Source organism: Xanthomonas sp. DAR 35659 (assembly GCF_041242975.1).
Classification (GTDB): Bacteria; Pseudomonadota; Gammaproteobacteria; order Xanthomonadales; family Xanthomonadaceae; genus Xanthomonas_A; species Xanthomonas_A medicagonis.
This window is the reverse complement of record NZ_CP162488.1, coordinates 610001-630786: the sequence shown is the minus strand read 5'-3', so window position 1 is coordinate 630786 and position 20786 is coordinate 610001. Positions and strand designations below refer to the sequence as shown.

Below are 20786 nucleotides of genomic sequence, written 5' to 3'. Positions count from 1 at the left end.
CGAAAAGAAATGCAGGAGATCAGGCGGCTTGCACGGTCAGGTGCGAGCCGGGACGAAGACGGGGCAGCGCGGCCTGCGGCGACGGCGCGGCCGGCGCGGCGGCCTCGGGCGCGGGCTGATCCGCAGCGGCCGGCGCGGCAGATGCCGGCGCTGGCGCAGCGGCGGGCGCGGCGGCGGGCGCCGGCTTGCGCGATGCCAGCCACTTCTGGAAGTCCTCCTTGCTCACCGCCTCGACCACGATCGGCATGAAGCCATGGTCCTTGCCGCACAGCTCCGCGCACTGGCCGCGGTACACACCGGGCGTGTCGATGCTGGTCCAGGCTTCATTGATGATTCCGGGGATGGCGTCCTGCTTCCAGCCCAAGGCCGGCACCCACCAGGCATGGATCACGTCGTCGGCGGTGATCACGAAGCGCACCTTGGTGTTCACCGGCAGCACCAGCCGGTTGTCCACGTCGAGCAGGTAGTGCGGATTGCTTTCCACGGTCGGCACCTGGCCGCTCTGGCGCAGGCGGTCGGAATCACGCGCCAGGCGGCTGGTGAACGCCACGTTCTCGCCCAGGTATTCGTAGCGCCACATCCACTGGTAACCGGTGACCTTGACCGTCATCTCGGCATCGCGGGTGTCGTACATCGCGATCAGCTTGGCCGTGGCTGGCCACGCCATCACGATCAGGATCAGCACCGGGATCACCGTCCACACGATCTCGGCCTTGGTGTTGTGGCTGAACTGCGCGGCGACCGCGCCCTTGGACTTGCGGAACTTGAAGATCGCATAGGCCATCGCGCCGAACACCAGCACGCCGATCACCACGCACACCCACAACGCGACCATGTGCGCGTCGTAGGCATTGCGCGCGCTCTGGGTGACGCCCCGGCCCATGTTCAGTTGCCACGGCTTGGGGTCGGCCGACTGCGCCCATGCCATCGGTGCGGCCAGCGCCGCCGCCAATGCCATCGCTCCCCTGACCGCCTGTTGCTTCCATCTGCCGCGTTGCTTCATTGCCTAGACCCCTTGGAGCGTCATCGGTTGCGGCCGGTCGCGGCCGCCAGCAAGCCTTCCAGCGTCTGCGCCAGCGCGCGACGCTCGTCCGGGCCGAGGAACTCGCCGACCCGAACCTGCTTGCCGCTGGACGCCAGCACCACCCTGTCGTCGCCTTCGATCCGCAACCGCACCCAATGCGGGTGGGCGCGGAACGCCGGCGTTCCTGCATTCGTGCGGGTCACTTCCACGCAGCCCGGACCCACCCGGATGTCCTCTTCGCGATCGCCGCTGCGCCAGGACCAGCGCAGCGCGAGCGCCACCACGATGCTGTGCAACAGGGCGAACGCAGGCGCGAACACGTTGCCGGCGAACCACCCCATCACCGCCACCATCCACATCGCCCCGGCCAGTGCCGCGAACAGCACGACGAATTGCCGGGCACTGAGCGCCCGCGGCGGTCGCAGCCGCAACTGCGTACCCGGCCCCTCCGACGTCAACGGAAACATTTCGATCATGTCGAACCGCGCTTCCGGGCTGCCGCGCTGTCCAAGCCGCGGGGAACGCCTGGATGGTAGCCCCGGGCCTGCGCGCCGGCAAGCGTGGGACCATCACAAAAAATGCTGCATTGCAACCAGATCGTGGCGCGCGCCGTTCAGATCCGCCGCGACATGCGGGATCGCGCACAGTCGCCGACGCGCTGCGCGAGCAGGCGCTGACATAAAATGCGCGTCTCCTTCCTGGTCCTGTCCGCATGAACGCTCTGTCTGGCGCCGGCTCCTCCCCGGCGATGCCGTCCGCGTCTCCCACCCCGCTGCTTGCCCCCGAACTGCCCACCGCGCCGCATGCGCTGCGCGCGGCGATCACCGCCGCCTGGCTGAAGGACGAGGCCGAGCACGTACGCGAGCTGCTCGAGCAGGCGCGCCTGCCCGCCGCCGACCAGGCCAAGGTGCAGGCGCTGGCCGCCGACCTGGTCACCCGGGTGCGCGCCCGCGCCAAGGACCAGGGGGCGATCGAGGCCTTCATGCGCCAGTACGATCTGGGCAGCGAGGAAGGCGTGCTGCTGATGTGCGTGGCCGAGGCGCTGCTGCGCATCCCCGACCAGGACACCGCCGACAAGCTGATCCGCGACAAGCTCGGCGATGCGGACTGGAAGAAGCACATGGGCGAGAGCGACTCGGTGCTGGTCAACGCCTCGACCTGGGGCCTGATGCTCACCGGCAAGCTGGTGCAGATCAACGACCTGACCCGCGCCGACGTGGCTGGCGCGTTCAAGCGCCTGATCGGCCGCGTCGGCGAGCCGGTGATCCGCCTGGCGGTGCGCCAGGCGATGAAGATCATGGGCCACCAGTTCGTGATGGGCCGGACCATCGGCGAGGCGCTGTCGCGCTCCAGGAAGGGCGACAACGCCAACTACCGCTACTCCTTCGACATGCTCGGCGAAGGCGCGCTGACCATGAAGGACGCGCACCGCTACCTCGACGCCTACCGCCAGGCGATCCACGCGATCGGACGCAGCGGCCCCAATGGATCGTTCCTCGGCAGCGACGTGTTCGCCGCGCCCAGCATCTCGATCAAGCTGTCGGCATTGTATCCGCGCTACGAGCACGCCAAGCGCACGCGGGTGATGGCCGAATTGGTGCCGGGCGTGCTGGAACTGGCGCAACTGGCCAAGTCCTATGGCATCGGCTACACGGTGGACGCCGAAGAGGCCGACCGCCTGGAACTGTCGCTGGACATCATCGAGGCCACCTTCTCCGACCCGTCGCTGGAGGGCTGGGAGGGCTACGGCCTGGCGGTGCAGGCGTACCAGAAGCGCACGCCGTACACGATCGACTTCCTCGCCGACCTGGCGCGCCGCGTCGGTCGCCGCATCCCGGTGCGCCTGGTCAAGGGCGCCTACTGGGACGCGGAGATCAAGCGCGCGCAGATCGAGGGCCACCCGGGCTACCCGGTGTTCACCCGCAAGCAGAACACCGACGTGTCCTACCTGGCCTGCGCGCGGCGCATGTTCGCGCACAGCGACGCGCTGTACCCGATGTTCGCCACCCACAACGCGCAGACCATCGCCGCGGTGCGCGCCATCGCCGGCGGCAAGGACTACGAACACCAGAAGTTGCATGGCATGGGCGACGACCTCTATGCCGAGGTGATCCCGGCCGACCGCCTGGGCGTGCCGTGCCGCGTGTACGCGCCGGTCGGCTCGCACGAGGACCTGCTGCCGTACCTGGTGCGGCGTCTGCTGGAGAACGGCGCCAACTCCAGCTTCGTCAACCGCATCACCGACGAGGACGTGGCGATCGAGGACCTGATCCGCGACCCGGTCGAGGCCGTGTCCGCGTTCGCCTCCATCCCGCATCCCAAGATCCCGCTGCCGGCCGACCTGCTGCGCAGCCAGAACCACAACAGGAAGAATTCCATGGGCGCCAACCTCGCCAACGACAACGACCTGCGCGCGCTGGCCGACCAGCTCAACGCCGCGCTCAAGCCCTGGCAGGCCGCGCCGCTGGTGCCCGGCGCGGTGATCGCCAGCGAGCCGCTGCCGGTGACCAATCCCGCCGATCGCCGCCAGGTGGTGGGCCACTGGCAGCCGGCCGACGCCGCCACCGTGGAGAAGGCGCTGGCCAACGCGGTGGCCGCGCAGCCGGCCTGGAACCGCACCCCGGCCGCCAGCCGCGCCACCATCCTCGAGCACGCCGCCGACCTGCTGGAAGCGCGCATGCCCGAGTTCATGGCGCTGTGCGTCAAGGAAGCCGGCAAGACCCTGCCCGACGGCGTCGCCGAAGTACGCGAGGCGGTGGATTTCCTGCGCTACTACGCCGGCCAGGCGCGCGCCCAGTTCGGCGCGCCCGAGCGCCTGCCCGGGCCGACCGGCGAGTCCAACGAACTGCAGTTGCACGGCCGCGGCGTGTTCGTGTGCATCAGCCCGTGGAACTTCCCGCTGGCGATCTTCCTCGGCCAGGTCGCGGCCGCGCTCGCCGCAGGCAACAGCGTCATCGCCAAGCCCGCCGAACAGACCAACCTGGTCGGCCATGCCGCGGTGAAGCTGCTGCACGAGGCTGGCGTGCCCGCGGCGGCGGTGCAGTTCCTGCCCGGCGACGGCGCCACCGTCGGCGCCGCGCTGACCCGCGATCCGCGCGTGGCCGGCGTCGCCTTCACCGGCTCCACCGAGACCGCCCGCGCGATCAACCGCGCCATGGCCGCGCGCGACGCCGCCATCGGCGTGCTGATCGCCGAGACCGGCGGCCAGAACGCGTTCATCGCCGATTCCTCGTCGCTACCCGAAGCGGTGGTGAAGGACGCGATCTCCAGCGCCTTCATCTCCGCCGGCCAGCGCTGCTCGGCCGCGCGCGTGCTGTTCGTGCAGGACGACATCGCCGACAAGGTGATGACCATGCTGGCCGGCGCGATGGCCGAACTGAAGATCGGCGACCCGGGCCTGCTGTCCACCGACGTCGGCCCGGTGATCGACGCCGACGCGCTGCACCTCCTCACCGAGCATGCCGCGCGCATGGACCGCGAGGCGCGCCTGATCGCCGCCGCCGCCAGCGACGATGCCACCGCGCACGGCAGCTTCTTCGCCCCGCGCGCCTACGAACTGCAGTCGCTGGCGCAGCTGCAGCGCGAGATCTTCGGGCCGGTACTGCACGTGATCCGCTGGAAGGCCGACCAGCTCGACGCGGTGATCGAGCAGATCAACGCCACCGGCTACGGCCTGACGCTGGGCGTGCATTCGCGCATCGACGAGACCATCGAGCGCGTCGCCTCGCGCGTGGCGGTGGGCAACGTCTACGTCAACCGCAACCAGATCGGCGCGGTGGTCGGCGTGCAGCCGTTCGGCGGCCAGGGCCTGTCCGGCACCGGCCCCAAGGCCGGCGGCCCGCACTACCTGCTGCGCTTCGCCACCGAGAAGGTGGTGACGGTCAACACCACCGCCGCCGGCGGCAACGCCTCGCTGCTGACCCTGGGCGACTGAGCCGCCGCGAGGGTTCCTCCCTCCGGCCTTTCTGTAGGAGCGGCTTCAGCCGCGACAGGCGTTACCGGTAATGCCCTGTCGCGGCTGAAGCCGCTCCTACACGATGGTTCGGCAGGTTGGCCGCGTATCGACGACACCAGGCACAGGCATGCTGTATCGCGAGAGGCCACACGGCTCTCCGACAGTGCAGTCGTCCGCTTTGCGGAATTCCAGGCCGCGCAACAAAAAAAGCCCCGCCGAAGCGGGGCTTTTTCGTGCTCGCGGCTTGCGCCGCGAGACTGTCGCGCAAGCGCTCGATCAGAACTTGTAGTTGACCGAGGCCGCCAGCACGTTGCCGCTCACGTCGTAGTCGCCGACCAGACGGTTGCCGGTGGCGCTGGTGGTGTCCACGGCCGGGTCGCTGGTGAACAGGTGGGTATAGCCGAAGCTGTACTCGGCCTGCTCGGACGGACGCCAGCTCAGACCCAGCGAGACCCACTTGCGGCTCGCGTCCGGCACGCGCACGTCGCGGTGCTCATACGTGGTCGGGGTCTGGTCGTAGGCCAGGCCGCCGCGCAGGGTCAGCGTGTCGCTCATGCGGTAGTCGGCGCCCACCGAGACGAAGGTGGTGTCGCGGTACGAGAAGTCCAGCACGCTGTCGGGCTGGTTGGAGGCGAAGTCGACGGTGACCTTGTCGAACTTGCTCCAGGCGGTGCGGGTGACGTCGGCCATCACCGTCCACTGCTCGTTGATGTTATGGGTGAAGCTGGCGGTGGCGCTGGCCGGCAGCTTGACCGTGGCGCGGCCCTTGGTGTCGACGAAGGTGCCCGGCGCGGCGATGCCCAGCACGGTGGCGGCATTGGCCGGCACGTCGAACTTGGCGTCGCCGCCGGTGATCTTGTGTTCGACCTGCGAGCGGTAGCTGAAGCCGATGTGGGTGTTCTCGTCGATGCTGAACAGGCCGCCGAGGGTGAAGCCGACCTCGGTGTTGTCGCCCTTGATGCGCGAGAAGCCGTCGGCGCTGCCCGGCGCGAAGCCCGGCACGCGGCGCGAGGCCAGGACGGTGCCGAAGTCGATCGCGTTGGTCAGGTCGATGTCCAGGCGCTCGGCGAACACGGACGCGCCGAAGGACACGTACGGGTTGACGTCGTAGGAGAAGGCGAAGTTCAGGTCGATCGCCTGCAGCTCGGTCTTGACGCCGCTGTAGCGGCCGACCCAGTCGCGGTCGTATTCGGTCTTGAAGCCGAACGGCACGGTCAGCGAGGTGCCGAAGTGCATGTTGTTGTTCTCGCCGAACGGCAAGTGGAAGTACATCGCCGGGACCGGCGCGATCATGCCCGCGTCGCCGCCACGGCCGCCGGAGATCGGCGTGCCGTTGAGATTGGTGCCGCCGTCGCCCTGGTACTTGGCCGAGAACTGGATCGCGCTGACGTCGGCCTGGAACACCTTGCCGTCGAGCTGGCGCATGCCGGCCGGGTTGTTGGCGATGATCGAGGCGTCGCCCTGGGCGCTGCCGGAGCCGGCGAACGCACGGCCCAGGCCCTTGGCGCTGTTTTCCTTGAGCTGGAACGCGGCGCCGTGCGCCTGGCCGATGGCCAGGGCGCCGACGATGCCGACGGCCAGGGCGGTGAAGCGGACGAACTGGGTTGCGTTTTGCATGGCTTGTCAATCTCCGGAAGACGAAAATGTCTGTGTACGCGCCTGCGCATCCCCGGCCGAGCCAGCCGGAAACACGCGCCGGATTCCCCTCCCGACATACGACGCCGTATGCAGTATAACCGCCTGCGTTAACCTAACAATAACAACATCGTCTGTTCAGCTTCACGCGGAGTGGGCGTGCGTTCAGCCGGATGAAGCCGGTATCGTTACAAGCCGCGTTCCCCCGACACAGGCATGTTCGTCTCCATCCCCTCCCGCGACCGGACCACGCTGCGCTGGGCCACCCCGCTTCTGTTCGCGGCGATGTGGCTCGCCTTCCTATGGTCGATCAGCCGTCCCAACCAGGCGCGCGCGACCCTGTGGCTGGACTGGGGCGCGCTGTCGGCAGGCGTCGCCAGCCCGGGCGACTGGCTGGCGACGGTGCGCGACGGCAGCGTGCTGCGCCTGTTCACCGCGCTGTTCCTGCACGCGGACTGGTCGCACCTGCTCGGCAACCTGGTGTTCCTGCTGATCTTCGGGCTGCCGGCCGAGCGCGTACTCGGACCGTGGCGGTTCCTGCTGCTGTTCCTCGGCGGCGGCGCCATCTCCAACCTGGCCGCGGTGTTCGCGATCGGCACCCCGGACCGGGTCATCATCGGCGCCAGCGGCGCGGTGTCGGCGCTGATCGGCACCTACCTGGCGCTGTTCCCGCGCGCCAAGCTCGGCGTGGTGCTGCCGCTGGGGCTGTTCCTGGAGTTCGTGCGCGCGCCGGCCTCGCTGCTGATCGGCCTATGGGCGGCGCTGCAGGTGGTGTTCGCCTACATCGGCCCGGCGTTCGGCATGGTCGCCTGGTCGGCGCACCTGACCGGCTTCGCCGTGGGCATGGCCTACGGCCTGTACGTGCGCGCGGCGATCGCGCGGCGCCTGCGCAAGCGCAAGGGCTTCTGAGCGCTGCGCCGCGGCGCGGGCGCCTATACTGCGCGCATGGCCAAGCCTCTGTACAAAGTGACCTTCCTCAACCACGGCAAGGTGTACGAGCTGTACGCGCAGCATGTGGGCAGCAGCCACCTGTGGGGCTTCAGCGAGATCGGCGCACTGGTGTTCGACCTGCACGACGGACTGGTCATCGATCCGACCGAGGAACGCCTGCACGAGGAATTCGGCAACACCAAGATGCTGCACCTGCCGATGCAGAGCATCGTGCGCATCGAGGAAGTGGAGAAGAAGGGCCAGTCCGCGATCCGCGACGCGGCCACCGGCGAAAAGGTGATCACGCCGTTCCCGATGCCGGGCAAGCCGCGCTGAACCGATGCGCATCCTGATCGCCGGCGACTACCAGGATGCCGTGCGGCATTTGCCGTGTTTTCGAAAACTGCAGGGACACAGCGTGCAGGTGTCGACCGCGGCGGCACCCGACACCGCGACCCTGGTCCGGCATGCCGCCGAGGCGGAGGCGCTGGTGCTGATCCGCGAGCGCACCCGCATCGACGCCGCGCTGCTGGCGCAGTTGCCGAAACTGCGCCTGATCAGCCAGACCGGCAGGATCGGCGCGCACCTGGATCTTGCCGCCTGCACCGCGCGCGGCGTCGCCGTCGCCGAGGGCGTCGGCTCGCCGGTCGCGCCGGCGGAACTGACCTGGGCCCTGCTGATGGCGGCCAGCCGACGCCTGCCGGCCTATCGCGATGCGCTGCTCTGCGGCCACTGGCAGGCCACCGGCGATGCGCACCTGGGCCGCAGCCTGGACGGGCTGACCCTGGGTCTCTGGAGCTACGGCAAGATCGGCCGCCGCGTGGCCGCCTACGGCCGCGCGTTCGGCATGCGCGTGCTGATCTGGGGCGGCGAGGAGAGCTGCGCGCAAGCGCGCGCCGACGGCTTCGACGTCGCCGCCAGCCGCGCCGCCCTGTTCGCCGACAGCGACGTGCTCAGCCTACACCGGCGCCTGGTCGCGGCCACTCGCCACCAGATCGTGCTGGACGACCTGCTGCGGATGAAGCCGGACGCGTTGCTGGTCAATACCAGCCGCGCCGAGCTGATTGCCCCGGGCGCGTTGCTGGCGGCGCTGGACGCCGGACGTCCTGGGCAGGCCGCGCTGGATGTGTTCGAACACGAACCGGTGCTGGACCCGCAGCATCCGTTGCTGCGCCATCCGCGGGTGCTGGCGACGCCGCACCTGGGCTACGTCGAACAGGCCAGCTACGACCTGTATTTCGGCGCCGCCTTCGACAACGTGCTGGCTTTCGCCGCCGGCACGCCGCTGCACCTCGCCAATCCCGAGGTGCTGGAGTCGCGGCCAGATTGAGGCGCATGGGCGGCGCCATCGCGGCGCCCCGCCCCACGCGACGAGATGGCAACGCGCCGGCTCAGGAACCGGAGGCCGGCGCTGCGGGCTCGGTCTTATCCGGCTCGGCCTTGGTAGGTTCCGTCTTGCTCGGCTCTGCCTTGCTCGGCTCGGTCCTGGCCGGCTCCGGCTTCGACGGCACCGGTTTGGCGGCGGCGGGCACGCCTGGCTTCTGCGCCGCAGCCGGCGTCACCGGCGCCTTGGCCTTGGACTTGGCGGGCTTGGCCGCGGCCGCCGCCTTCGCCACCGCGCCCGGATGCTTCAGTTCGGCCAGCGCCTGCGCGATCGGCGCATCGCCGGGCAGCACGTCGCCGGCGCTGTAGCCTTCGGCGCCTTCGTCGTCGCCATGCAGATGGCCGGGCAGCGTCGCCTCGCTGTAGTCGGCCAGCACCGCGGGCGTGTCCGCATCGTCCTTGCTCTGCTCCGGACGCAGCACCACGTCCGGCACGATGCCGCTGGCCTGGATCGACTTGCCGCTGGGCGTGTAGTAACGCGCGGTGGTCAGCTTCACCGAGTCGCCGTTGTCCAGCGGCAATACGGTCTGCACCGAACCCTTGCCGAAGGTGCGGCTGCCGACGATGCGCGCGCGCTTGTTGTCGCGCAGCGCGCCGGCCAGCACCTCCGAGGCGCTGGCCGATCCGGCATCGACCAGCACCACCATCGGCGCGCCATTGAGCAGATCGCCGGGCGTGGCATCGAACTTGGAATCGCTGACCGAGATGCGCCCGCGCGTGGTCACGATGGTGCCCTTGTCGAGCACGTCGTCGGCGACCTGCACCGCCGCGGTCAGCAGGCCGCCGGGGTTGCTGCGCAGATCCAGCACCAGGCCGCGCAGCTTGCCGCCGGCCTGGCTCTGCAACTGCTGCAGTTGCTTGTGGAAATCCGCGCCGGTGTCGGCCTGGAAGGTGCTGATGCGGATGTAGCCGTAGCCGGGTTCGAGCATGCGGCTGCGCACGCTGGCCACGCGGATGGTCTGCCGGACCAGGGTCACGTCGAACGGCTTGTCCACCTTCTCGCGCACGATGGTCAGCACCACCTTGCTGCCCGAGTCGCCGCGCAACGGCTCCATCGCCTTCACCGCGCTGATCGGCTTGCCATCGATGGCGACGATGATGTCGCCCGAGCGCACGCCGGCGCGCGCGGCCGGGGTGTCGTCGATCGGCGACACCACCTTGAGCGTGTTGTCCGGCAGCTGCAGCAACTCCACGCCGATGCCGTCGTAGGCGCCGGTGGCTTGCTCGTCGAACGCCTCGGCGTCCTCCTTGCTGAAATAGGTGCTGTGCGGATCCAGGTCCAGCAGCAGGCCGCGGATCGCCGACTGCATGAGTTTCTTGTCGTCGACCGGATCGACATAGGCTTCCTTCACCGCGTTGTACACCGCCACGTAGCGGCGGATCTCGTCCAGCGGCACGCGCGAACTGGCCGACTCGGTGGCATCCGGATCGTCGGCACTGGCCGCGGGGGCCGAGGGCGTCTGCTCGCCGGCGCTCTGCGCCATCGACGGCAACGGCGCCAGAGCAAGCAACAAGGCAGCGGACAGGACTACGCGCATGAAGCACTCCGATTGGGGGACGACCCGCGCCGTCCACGGCGCGGTTCACCGGATTATGCGCGAAGCCAGGCTAAATTCGCGTTGAATGCGCAGCGCCGCTCGAACTAGGGCGTGTCACTGCGCCCTAGCGCCGCTGCAGCCACGACGACGGATCCACCGGCTGGCCGTTGCGGCGCAATTCGAAATACAGCGCCGGGCGGCCCTGGCCGCCGGAATTGCCGACCTTGGCCACCGCATCGCCGCGCTTGACCTGCGCGCCGGGATCGCGCAGCAGCGTGTCGTTGTGGGCGTACAGGCTCATGTAGCCGTTGCCGTGATCGACGATCAGGATCATGCCGTAGCCGGTCATCCAGTCGGAGAACACCACGGTGCCGTCGGCGACCGCGGTGATCGTGCTGCCGGCCGGGGCGGCGATCAGCACCCCGTTGCTGGTGCGCCCGTCCGGCAGCTTGCCGCCGTAGCGCGCGATCAGGTCGCCGGACAGCGGCCAGCCCAGGCCGCCGACCTTCAGCGGCGGCGCCGAGGCGACCGCCTTGGGCGGCACCTTGCCGCCGCCGCGCGGCGACTTCGCCGCGGCCTTGGCCTGCGCCGCCTGTTCGGCCGCGGCGCGCTTGGCGGCGGCGCGGCGCTCGGCCTCGGCGCGCGCAGCAGCCGCGCGCAGATTGGCCAGCAGCGTCTCCAGCGCCTTGGCGTCCTGGCCCAGCGCCTTCTCGCGTTCGCTGCGGTCCTGGTAGCGCTGGTCCAGTTCCGAGACCAGGCTGGCGCGCTGCTTGCGGTCGCGCTGCAGGGCCGCCGCCTGTTCCTGCTGCTGGCGCTGCGCGGCGCTCAATTGTTCCCGCTGCGCCGCCACGTCGCGCTGGACCTGCTCCAGCGCCTGCAGCTCCTGGGTCAGCGTGGCGATCCGCTGTGCGCGCTCGCGCTGCAGATAGCGATGATAGGCCAGCAGGCGATTGGCGTCGGCCACGCGGTCCTGCGCCAGCAGCAGCTTCAATGGCGCATTGCCGCCGATCGCGTAGGCCGCGCGCAGCAATTGCGCCAGTTCGGCGCGCTGCCGCGTCAGGCCTGCGCGCACTGTGTCGCGCTTGCGCTCCAGTTCCGCCAGGGTCTGCTGGTGCTGGCGCAACGCCTGCTGGGTCTGCGCCAGGCTGCGCCCGGTGACGGCGACCTTTTCGTCGGCCTCGCGCAACTGGCGCGCGGCGTCGCCGCGTTTGCCTTCCAGCGCCCTGCGCTCTTCGGCCACGCTCTTCAGCTCGCCGCGCACCTTCTCCAGGCGGCGCTCTGCCTCGCGCGGGTTCTGCGCCAGCGCCTGCGCCGCGACCAGCAGCAGCGCCGTCGCCGCCAGCCGGCAAAGCGCGGCGCGCCACCAGCCGGACAGACGCCATGCTGCCGCCGCAGGCAAGGCGGGACGCGACGGAGCGAAGACGGCTGCGGGCACGGGTGGGTCCAATGACTTCAGGCAGGGGCGGATTGTAGCGAAGCGTGTTGTGATCGCCCCACGAATCGATGCCGCGATTGGCCGGCGCTCTGGAGGTGGATCATGCAGCGTACGCATTTGTCGGCCCTGTTGGCGCTGGCCCTGATGGCCGGCCCCGCCCTGGCCGCCGAGGACATCAGCAAGGTCAACGGCAGCATCACCGCCGAGTCCGGCAAGCAGTACGGTGACCTGGAAACGGTGAACGGCGGCATCACCATCGAGTCGGGCGCGACCGTCGGCGGCGTGGAAACCGTCAATGGCGGCATCAAGATCGCCGACAAGGTGCAGAGCAAAGGCCTGTCCACCGTCAACGGCGGTATTCGCGTCGGCGAACAGGCGCAGATCGCCGGTTCCATCGAGACGGTCAACGGCGGCATCTTCGTCGACCGCGGCAGCCGCATCGGCAGCGGCGTGGAGACCGTCAACGGCAGCATCGGCCTGGTCGCCACGCAGTTGCAAGGGAGCATCGAGACGGTCAACGGCGACATCACCGTCGGCCACGACTCGCACATCAGCGGCGGCATCCAGGTCACCAAGCCCAGCTTCAGCATGTCGTTCAAGCCGGCGCGCAAGCCGCGCGTCATCGTCGGCCCGCGCGCGGTGATCGACGGGCCGCTGCATTTCGAGCGCGACGTGACGCTGTACGTGCACCGCAGCGCCAAGACCGGGCCGATCAGCGGCGCCACCGCGCAGACCTTCGACGGCGACACCGCGCCCGAGAACTGATCCAGCCACGCCGGCCGCCATTGCCGGCGTCATCCGCGCAGGACTTGCCTATAGAATCGGGGTTCCCCACCGTCCAGGAGCCCCCATGTCCCGCAAGCTTGTGCTGTGCCTGGCCGCGGCCGCTGCGCTGACGGCCTGCAAGCGCGAAACGCCGGCCCCGGCCGCCGAGACCGTGGCGCCGCCGCCGGCTCCCGTCGCCGCGGCGGCCCACGCCTTCGCCCCCGAGATCACCCCGGCCGACTTCGGCGAACTGGTCAAGACCCTGTCCTCGGATGCGTTCGAAGGCCGCGCCCCGGGCACCGCCGGCGAGGACAAGACCGTCAACTACATCCGCGACCAGATGCAGCGCATCGGCCTGCAGCCGGGCAACGGCGACAGCTGGTTCCAGGACGTGGCGATGACCGAGACCACGGCCGATCCGAACACCGTGCTGAAGTTGGAACAGGGCGGCAAGCCGCGCGAACTCAAGTTCGGCACCGACATGGTGATCGGCACGCGTACCGGCCAGACCGAGGTCAAGATCGACGGCAGCGACATGGTGTTCGTCGGCTACGGCGTCGATGCACCGGAGCAGAAGTGGAACGACTACGCCGACCAGGATTGGAAGGGCAAGACCGTGGTGATGTTCGTCAACGATCCGGGCTTCCACACCGAGGACGGCACGCTGTTCGAAGGCAAGCGCATGACCTACTACGGGCGCTGGACCTACAAGTTCGAGGAAGCCGCGCGCAAGGGCGCGGTCGCCGCGCTGATCGTGCACGACACCCCCGGCGCCAGCTACGGCTGGGACGTGGTGAAGAATTCCTGGTCCGGCGCGCAGTACGACCTGCCGGCCAAGGACGACCCGGAACCGCGCATCCCGGCGCAAGGCTGGATCACCGCGCAGGCCGCCAAGCAATTGTTCGCCGATGCCGGCCTGGACCTGGACCAGGCCTACAAGGACGCGAGCAAGCGCGGCTTCAAGCCGGTGCCGCTGAAGGCCAAGCTGTCGGTGGACCTGAAGAGCACGATCGCCGAGAAGAAATCGCGCAACGTGGTCGGCGTACTGCCCGGCGCCGGCCGTGCCGACGAAGCGGTGCTGTACATGGCGCACTGGGACCACCTGGGCAAGCACGAGGACGAAACCGGCGACAACATCTACAACGGCGCGGTGGACAACGCGACCGGCGTGGCCGGCATCCTCGAGATCGCCGATGCGTTCGCGCACCAGCAGCCGCGCCCGGAACGCTCGGTGGTGTTCCTGGCGGTGACGCTGGAGGAATCGGGCCTGCTGGGATCCAAGTACTACGTCGCCCACCCAACCTTCCCGTTGAACAAGATCGCCGGCGTCATCAACCTCGACGCCATGCCCGTCGCCGGCCGCGCCAAGGATTTGGTGGTCAACGGCTTCGGCAGCTCCGAACTGGAGGACATGCTCAAGCCCATCGCCGCCGCGCAAGGCCGCGTCCTGCACGCCGAGTCCTCGCCGCAGGGCGGATTCTATTTCCGCTCCGATCACTTCAACTTCGCCAAGGCCGGCGTGCCGGCGCTGTACATCGATGGCGGCGAAGACCTGGTCGATGGCGGCATCGAGGCCGGCAAGCGCGCGTCGGACGACTACGGCAAGCACCGCTACCACACCCCGGCCGACCAGTACGATCCCGCTACCTGGAAACTCGACGGCGTGATGGACGACCTGCAGGCCGTCTATGGCGTGGGCAAGGAACTGGCGGCGGGTAGCGCGTGGCCGAACTGGTACGCCGACAACCCGTTCAAGGCGGCGCGCGACAAGATGATGGGCGGCGCGGCCCAGCCGCCGGCGCCGGCTACACCCGGCAAATGATCGGCTTTCGATCGCAGGCGCGCCGGTAGCCCGGCGCTGCTTCAGTTCCTGGCAACGGCGCTTCGGCGCCGTTCCCGTTTTTGGCGCTCAAACCACGAGACCGCCTCACGCCCGGATGCCCGCTCCTGTAGGAGCGGCTTCAGCCGCGACAGGCCGCCACGCCTCCTCGATCCATGGCGGCCATAGTCATCAACGCTCTCGCCACGCAACAAGCCAGGAAGCCCCACGTTCGCGAGAGCTTCCCCAGAAAAAGAAAACGCCTGGACATGTCTCCATGTCCAGGCGCCCGCATTGCATACACATGCGGCTGGCTGGCCGCATCCATGCACAACCGACCGGCGCTTCCGTCAGGCGGCTTGCGCGACCTTGCCCAGATTGGCCATGTCGATGACGAAGCGGTACTTCACGTCGCCCTTGAGCATGCGCTCATAGGCCTCATTGATCTGCGCCATCTCGATCGTCTCGATGTCGGACACGATCCCATGCTTGGCGCAGAAATCGAGCATCTCCTGCGTCTCGCGGATACCGCCGATCAACGACCCGGCGAGCTGGCGACGTTTCATGATCAGGTTGAACACGGTCGGCGACGGATGCGGCTCGGCCGGCGCACCGACCAGCGTCATCGCGCCATCGCGCTTGAGCAGGGTCAGGAACGCATCCAGGTCGTGCGATGCGGCGACGGTGTTGAGAATGAAATCGAAGCTGTTGGCATGCGCGGCCATCTCTTCCTGCCGCTTGGACACCACCACCTCGTCGGCGCCCAGGCGCAGCGCGTCGTCCCGCTTGTTCGCCGAGGTGGTGAACAGCACCACGTGCGCGCCCATCGCGTGCGCGATCTTCACGCCCATGTGGCCGAGCCCACCCAGACCGACGATGCCGACCTTCTTGCCCGGGCCGACCTTCCAGTGATTCAGCGGCGAATAGGTGGTGATGCCGGCGCAGAGCAGCGGCGCCACCGCCGCCAACTGTTCGGCATCGTGGCGGATATGCAGGACATACTTCTCGTCGACCACGATGTGGTCGGAGTAGCCGCCATAGGTATTCTCGCCGCCGAACATCGGACCGTTGTAGGTGCCGACGAAGCCGCTCTCGCAGTACTGCTCCTCGCCATCGGTGCAGGAAGCGCAGTGCCGGCAGCTGTCGACCATACAGCCGACACCTGCCAGGTCGCCGACCTTGAAGGCGCCGACCTGGTCGCCCACGGCGGTGACGCGGCCGACGATCTCGTGACCCGGCACCGACGGGTACTGGGTGTTGTGCCACTCGTTGCGGGCGGTGTGCAGATCCGAGTGGCAGACACCACAGTAGAGGATCTCGATGCTGACATCGTGCGCGCCGAGCGCGCGGCGCTCGAAGGTGAAGGGGGTCAGCGGCTGATCGGATGCCTGAGCGGCATATCCATTGGCTTGGCTCATGGGAAAGACCTCGTGGGGGAAAGGGGCCAAAAAACAATGCGCGGAGCAGTCAATAGATGCCCGCGCGGGCGTCGGAGTCGAGAAAAGTCTAAGCGGCATAGCATGAAAGAGGCGCATCGCCCTATGGAACGGTGCGATGCGCTCGCTTCAATGCGCGGCGAGGCGCTTAATTGTGGACTGGGACAGGTGTCCAGCTGAACGTAGGTGCTTCACTGATGGCGTGGGCGGCAACGAAAATTCATTGGCGAACCACACCTGCGGACGGCCAGCAGCATCAATGGGAGGCGCGGCATAGAGAAGCGCGGAGAGAGTCCATGCAATGACAGTCGCACTCGCGAGCACGTCGCTCTCGCGTATTCCGGCCGCCTTGGATGCACTACCGACTATTCAGCATTGGAGAATGACGAAGCCGGTCTCGCGATCAGCGGACGGCAGTTGCGCAGGGTTGGATGCCACTGGTGCTCGCTGTGGCCTTAGATCCAGCCTGAGACTGCTAGCGCAACAACCCGGCGATCGGACGCAGCCCTGCTGGTTAGAGTCAGCCTGCCACCGGCCGGGCCGCGGTAGCGCAAGCCATGCGGTCGCGGTACAGCCACACGCTGCGATTTGACCGTTGGCGGCATGCTAGGCACGGTGGATCCAGTGCCGCTGCAAGAACGCGTCCACATATAGCTGGCGTTCGCTCACCGCTTCCCCCGCGGCACTTGAGCACACAACGGGCGCGTATTGTCCGGTTCTCCCCAGCAGCGCTGCTTCAGGTCCGACGGACGGCCGAGTAGTCAGCGCGCAGAACGATTGAGGTAGCGCAGTAGCGCAGCCGAGTCGTCGGCCCGCTGCGCGCTGGGCGCAGCGGGCTTACGGCCGGGCGGACGCCTTGCGGCCGCGACCCGATCGCCAATGCCCTTTGCCCGCGGTTGGGATGGTCCTGCTATCGGACGCGCTGCGGTCGCGACGTTAGCTCGCGGCTGGGCTGTGCGATCGGGCGCCGACGTGGTTGGCGCCTGGCCGCACGCGAGACGTTGCCCGCTGCGGCGGCGCTGGGACAGGGTTGATCGCAACCGGATGGGCGCTGCAGGACAGGATCTTCGCCGTATCCCAGGGCCAGGGCGGCTGCGGCAAGCCATTCCTCAGGCCATCCGCCTGTCACTGAGCTCCTCGGTGTCCTTCCACGATGTCCTTGCACGCCGTTGCGGCATCCGCATGCGCGGGGCGCGGGCGTTCAACAGGCGCGGCCAAGCGTCAGGCAAGCGCTTTTGCCGCAGCGGCCAGCGCGGCATTTGGCTTTTTCCGACGCAATAAAAAATCCCCGTCCTATCGGACGGGGATTTGGGGTAAAGCCCCTGGCGATGACCTACTCTCGCATGGCTTGAGCCACACTACCATCGGCGCAGCTGCGTTTCACTTCCGAGTTCGGGATGGGATCGGGTGGTTCCACAGCGCTAATTTCACCAGGGAGACGGTTGGAGTGTCGCCATGCGGTTCTCGGTTGTTGGACCGAGGACGGCAGGCGCCAGCCTCTCATGGGGTGTGATGTAGCGAGCGAGTGAGAGCGATCGACGTGTTGTCGCGCTAAGGGATGCTTATGAGGAAGCATCTTGAGGTTATATGGTCAAGCCGCACGGATCATTAGTATCAGTTAGCTCAATGCATTGCTGCACTTACACACCTGACCTATCAACCACGTAGTCTACATGGTTCCTTAAGGGGACTTGTGTCCCGGGAGATCTCATCTTGAGGCGCGCTTCCCGCTTAGATGCTTTCAGCGGTTATCGCTTCCGAACATAGCTACCCGGCAATGCCACTGGCGTGACAACCGGAACACCAGAGGTTCGTCCACTCCGGTCCTCTCGTACTAGGAGCAGCCCCTCTCAAATCTCCAACGCCCATGGCAGATAGGGACCGAACTGTCTCACGACGTTCTGAACCCAGCTCGCGTACCACTTTAAATGGCGAACAGCCATACCCTTGGGACCGACTACAGCCCCAGGATGTGATGAGCCGACATCGAGGTGCCAAACACCGCCGTCGATATGAACTCTTGGGCGGTATCAGCCTGTTATCCCCGGAGTACCTTTTATCCGTTGAGCGATGGCCCTTCCATACAGAACCACCGGATCACTAAGACCTACTTTCGTACCTGCTTGATCCGTCGATCTTGCAGTCAAGCACGCTTATGCCTTTGCACACAGTGCGCGATGTCCGACCGCGCTGAGCGTACCTTCGTGCTCCTCCGTTACTCTTTAGGAGGAGACCGCCCCAGTCAAACTACCCACCATACACGGTCCCCGATCCGGATTACGGACCTAGGTTAGAACGTCAAGCACGACAGGGTGGTATTTCAAGGATGGCTCCACTGCAGCTAGCGCCACAGTTTCATAGCCTCCCACCTATCCTACACAGACGAACTCAACGTTCAGTGTAAAGCTATAGTAAAGGTTCACGGGGTCTTTCCGTCTTGCCACGGGAACGCTGCATCTTCACAGCGATTTCAATTTCACTGAGTCTCGGGTGGAGACAGCGCCGCTGTCGTTACGCCATTCGTGCAGGTCGGAACTTACCCGACAAGGAATTTCGCTACCTTAGGACCGTTATAGTTACGGCCGCCGTTTACTGGGGCTTCGATCAAGAGCTTCGCCTTGCGGCTGACCCCATCAATTAACCTTCCAGCACCGGGCAGGCGTCACACCCTATACGTCCACTTTCGTGTTTGCAGAGTGCTGTGTTTTTGATAAACAGTCGCAGCGGCCTGGTTTCTGCGACCCTCTTCAGCTATAGCTCGCACGAGCCACCAAAAAGGGTGCACCTTCTCCCGAAGTTACGGTGCCATGTTGCCTAGTTCCTTCACCCGAGTTCTCTCAAGCGCCTGAGAATTCTCATCCTACCCACCTGTGTCGGTTTACGGTACGGTCTGCGTAAGCTGAAGCTTAGGAGCTTTTCCTGGAAGCGTGGTATCAGTGACTTCGTCTAAAAGACTCGTCTCGGTGCTCGGTCTTAAAGGATCCCGGATTTGCCAAAGATCCAAACCTACCGCCTTTCCCCGGGACAACCAACGCCCGGTACACCTAACCTTCTCCGTCCCTCCATCGCACTTACGCGAGGTGCAGGAATATTAACCTGCTTCCCATCGACTACGGCTTTCGCCCTCGCCTTAGGGGCCGACTCACCCTGCGCCGATTAACGTTGCGCAAGGAAACCTTGGGCTTTCGGCGTGCGGGTTTTTCACCCGCATTGTCGTTACTCATGTCAGCATTCGCACTTCCGATACCTCCAGCGGACTTCTCAATCCACCTTCGCAGGCTTACGGAACGCTCCTCTACCGCGCATCGCTTATCGCGATGCACCCCAAGCTTCGGTTCACTGCTTAGCCCCGTTAAATCTTCCGCGCAGACCGACTCGACCAGTGAGCTATTACGCTTTCTTTAAAGGGTGGCTGCTTCTAAGCCAACCTCCTGGCTGTCTATGCCTTTCCACATCGTTTTCCACTTAGCAGTGAATTTGGGACCTTAGCTGTGGGTCTGGGTTGTTTCCCTTTTCACGACGGACGTTAGCACCCGCCGTGTGTCTCCCATACAGTCCGTCTCGGTATTCGGAGTTTGCAATGGTTTGGTAAGTCGCGATGACCCCCTAGCCATAACAGTGCTCTACCCCCGAGAGGATACATATGAGGCGCTACCTAAATAGCTTTCGAGGAGAACCAGCTATCTCCGGGTTCGATTAGCTTTTCACTCCTAATCACACCTCATCCCCTACCTTTGCAACGGGAGTGGGTTCGGGCCTCCAGTCAGTGTTACCTGACCTTCACCCTGGGCATGACTAGATCACCCGGTTTCGGGTCTACTGCCCGCGACTATGCGCCCTTATCAGACTCGGTTTCCCTTCGCCTCCCCTATACGGTTAAGCTTGCCACGAACAGTAAGTCGCTGACCCATTATACAAAAGGTACGCAGTCACTCTTGCGAGCTCCTACTGCTTGTACGCACACGGTTTCAGGATCTATTTCACTCCCCTCTCCGGGGTTCTTTTCGCCTTTCCCTCACGGTACTGGTTCACTATCGGTCGGTCAGGAGTATTTAGCCTTGGAGGATGGTCCCCCCATGTTCAGACAGGGTTTCACGTGCCCCGCCCTACTCGTCTTCACTGGTATGGCCCTTTCAAATACAGGGCTATCACCTTCTATGGCCAACCTTTCCAGGTTGTTTTTCTAAAACCATACCAGCTTAAGGGCTAGTCCCCGTTCGCTCGTCACTACTTAGGGAATCTCGGTTGATTTCTTTTCCTCCGGTTACTTAGATATTTCAGTTCACCGGGTTCGCTTCCAGCAGCTATGTATTCACTGCAGGATACTGCCGAAGCAGTGGGTTTCCCCATTCGGACATTGCCGGATCAAAGCTTGTTGCCAGCTCCCCGACACTTTTCGCAGGCTGCCACGTCCTTCATCGCCTCTGACCGCCAAGGCATCCACCGTGTGCGCTTATTCGCTTGACCATATAACCTCAAGTTGCCTCAAGGTCATATTCAGCCCGGGGGTACAAAGCCCGGACGCGAACTATAACGACTCAATTTCTAGGGACTCGAGGTCCCCGCCTTAGCCACAACGACACGTCGAGAAGTTTGTTCTCAAACGCTCGCTACATCACAAATTTTAAAAGAACACGCGCCAGCCTCAGTGCTGGACGTTATAAATTCTTAGTGTGCAATACATTCAGAGTGGTGGGTCTGGGAGGACTCGAACCACCGACCTCACCCTTATCAGGGGTGCGCTCTAACCACCTGAGCTACAGACCCAAAGTCTTCGTCAGTGGTGGAGCCAGTCGGGATCGAACCGACGACCCCCTGCTTGCAAAGCAGGTGCTCTCCCAGCTGAGCTATGGCCCCGGTATTTCG

Annotated in this window: 12 protein-coding genes, 2 tRNA genes and 2 rRNA genes; 6 read left to right on the top strand and 10 right to left on the bottom strand. The window is 66.2% G+C overall.

What is annotated here, in order from left to right; genetic code table 11:
- Positions 1–19: 19 nt before the first annotated feature.
- Together coxB and AB3X07_RS02795 are read right to left on the bottom strand one after the other, a co-directional pair.
- Entirely contained in the window at positions 20–1003 is a 984-nt protein-coding gene (coxB, locus tag AB3X07_RS02800; RefSeq protein ID WP_369942549.1) for a cytochrome c oxidase subunit II, read from the bottom strand.
- A gap of 20 nt (positions 1004–1023) precedes the next feature.
- Complete coding sequence (locus tag AB3X07_RS02795) at positions 1024–1500, bottom strand: DUF2244 domain-containing protein (RefSeq protein WP_369942547.1); 477 nt, start codon at positions 1498–1500, stop codon at positions 1024–1026.
- Positions 1501–1772: 272 nt separating this feature from the next.
- On the opposite strand from AB3X07_RS02795, the gene putA reads away from it, so the two are divergent.
- Entirely contained in the window at positions 1773–4958 is a 3186-nt protein-coding gene (gene putA, locus AB3X07_RS02790; protein WP_369944631.1) for a bifunctional proline dehydrogenase/L-glutamate gamma-semialdehyde dehydrogenase PutA, read from the top strand.
- A gap of 297 nt (positions 4959–5255) precedes the next feature.
- Here putA and AB3X07_RS02785 read toward each other — a convergent pair whose 3' ends face one another.
- Complete coding sequence (locus AB3X07_RS02785) at positions 5256–6596, bottom strand: outer membrane protein transport protein (RefSeq protein ID WP_369942545.1); 1341 nt, start codon at positions 6594–6596, stop codon at positions 5256–5258.
- 234 nt (positions 6597–6830) lie between these two features.
- Here AB3X07_RS02785 and AB3X07_RS02780 point away from each other — a divergent pair, with 234 nt between their 5' ends.
- The 3 genes from AB3X07_RS02780 to AB3X07_RS02770 are packed head-to-tail and all read left to right on the top strand — an operon-like array spanning position 6831 to position 8874.
- The gene (locus AB3X07_RS02780) at positions 6831–7523 is read left to right on the top strand and encodes a rhomboid family intramembrane serine protease (RefSeq protein ID WP_369942543.1); all 693 of its coding nucleotides are present in this window, start codon (positions 6831–6833) and stop codon (positions 7521–7523) included.
- A gap of 36 nt (positions 7524–7559) precedes the next feature.
- Entirely contained in the window at positions 7560–7880 is a 321-nt protein-coding gene (locus AB3X07_RS02775) for a DUF1820 family protein (RefSeq protein WP_369942541.1), read from the top strand.
- Positions 7881–7884: 4 nt separating this feature from the next.
- Complete coding sequence (locus AB3X07_RS02770; RefSeq protein WP_369942539.1) at positions 7885–8874, top strand: D-2-hydroxyacid dehydrogenase family protein; 990 nt, start codon at positions 7885–7887, stop codon at positions 8872–8874.
- 61 nt (positions 8875–8935) lie between these two features.
- Here AB3X07_RS02770 and AB3X07_RS02765 read toward each other — a convergent pair whose 3' ends face one another.
- Together AB3X07_RS02765 and AB3X07_RS02760 are read right to left on the bottom strand one after the other, a co-directional pair.
- Positions 8936–10465, bottom strand: coding sequence for a S41 family peptidase (locus AB3X07_RS02765; protein ID WP_369942537.1), 1530 nt, complete (start codon positions 10463–10465; stop codon positions 8936–8938).
- Between the two features lie 124 nt (positions 10466–10589).
- Positions 10590–11864 carry a murein hydrolase activator EnvC gene (locus AB3X07_RS02760; RefSeq protein ID WP_369944630.1) on the bottom strand — a complete coding sequence of 425 codons (1275 nt, stop codon included), beginning with the start codon at positions 11862–11864 and terminating at the stop codon, positions 10590–10592.
- Positions 11865–12002: 138 nt separating this feature from the next.
- On the opposite strand from AB3X07_RS02760, the gene AB3X07_RS02755 reads away from it, so the two are divergent.
- On the top strand, positions 12003–12665 hold the full coding sequence (locus tag AB3X07_RS02755) for a hypothetical protein (RefSeq protein WP_369942535.1): 663 nt from the start codon (positions 12003–12005) through the stop codon (positions 12663–12665).
- 85 nt (positions 12666–12750) lie between these two features.
- On the top strand, positions 12751–14487 hold the full coding sequence (locus AB3X07_RS02750; protein ID WP_369942533.1) for a M28 family metallopeptidase: 1737 nt from the start codon (positions 12751–12753) through the stop codon (positions 14485–14487).
- A gap of 347 nt (positions 14488–14834) precedes the next feature.
- Here the strand turns inward: AB3X07_RS02750 and AB3X07_RS02745 are convergent, their stop codons facing one another.
- From AB3X07_RS02745 to AB3X07_RS02725, 5 genes are all read right to left on the bottom strand, one after another.
- On the bottom strand, positions 14835–15902 hold the full coding sequence (locus AB3X07_RS02745) for an NAD(P)-dependent alcohol dehydrogenase (protein WP_369942531.1): 1068 nt from the start codon (positions 15900–15902) through the stop codon (positions 14835–14837).
- 1338 nt (positions 15903–17240) lie between these two features.
- Positions 17241–17355: ribosomal RNA gene (gene rrf, locus AB3X07_RS02740) — 5S ribosomal RNA — on the bottom strand.
- A 152-nt stretch (positions 17356–17507) separates the two neighbouring features.
- Positions 17508–20387, bottom strand: a 23S ribosomal RNA gene (locus AB3X07_RS02735).
- A 223-nt stretch (positions 20388–20610) separates the two neighbouring features.
- A tRNA-Ile gene (locus AB3X07_RS02730) sits at positions 20611–20687 on the bottom strand.
- 14 nt (positions 20688–20701) lie between these two features.
- Positions 20702–20777: transfer RNA gene (locus tag AB3X07_RS02725), tRNA-Ala, on the bottom strand.
- Between the last annotated feature and the right edge of the window lie 9 nt (positions 20778–20786).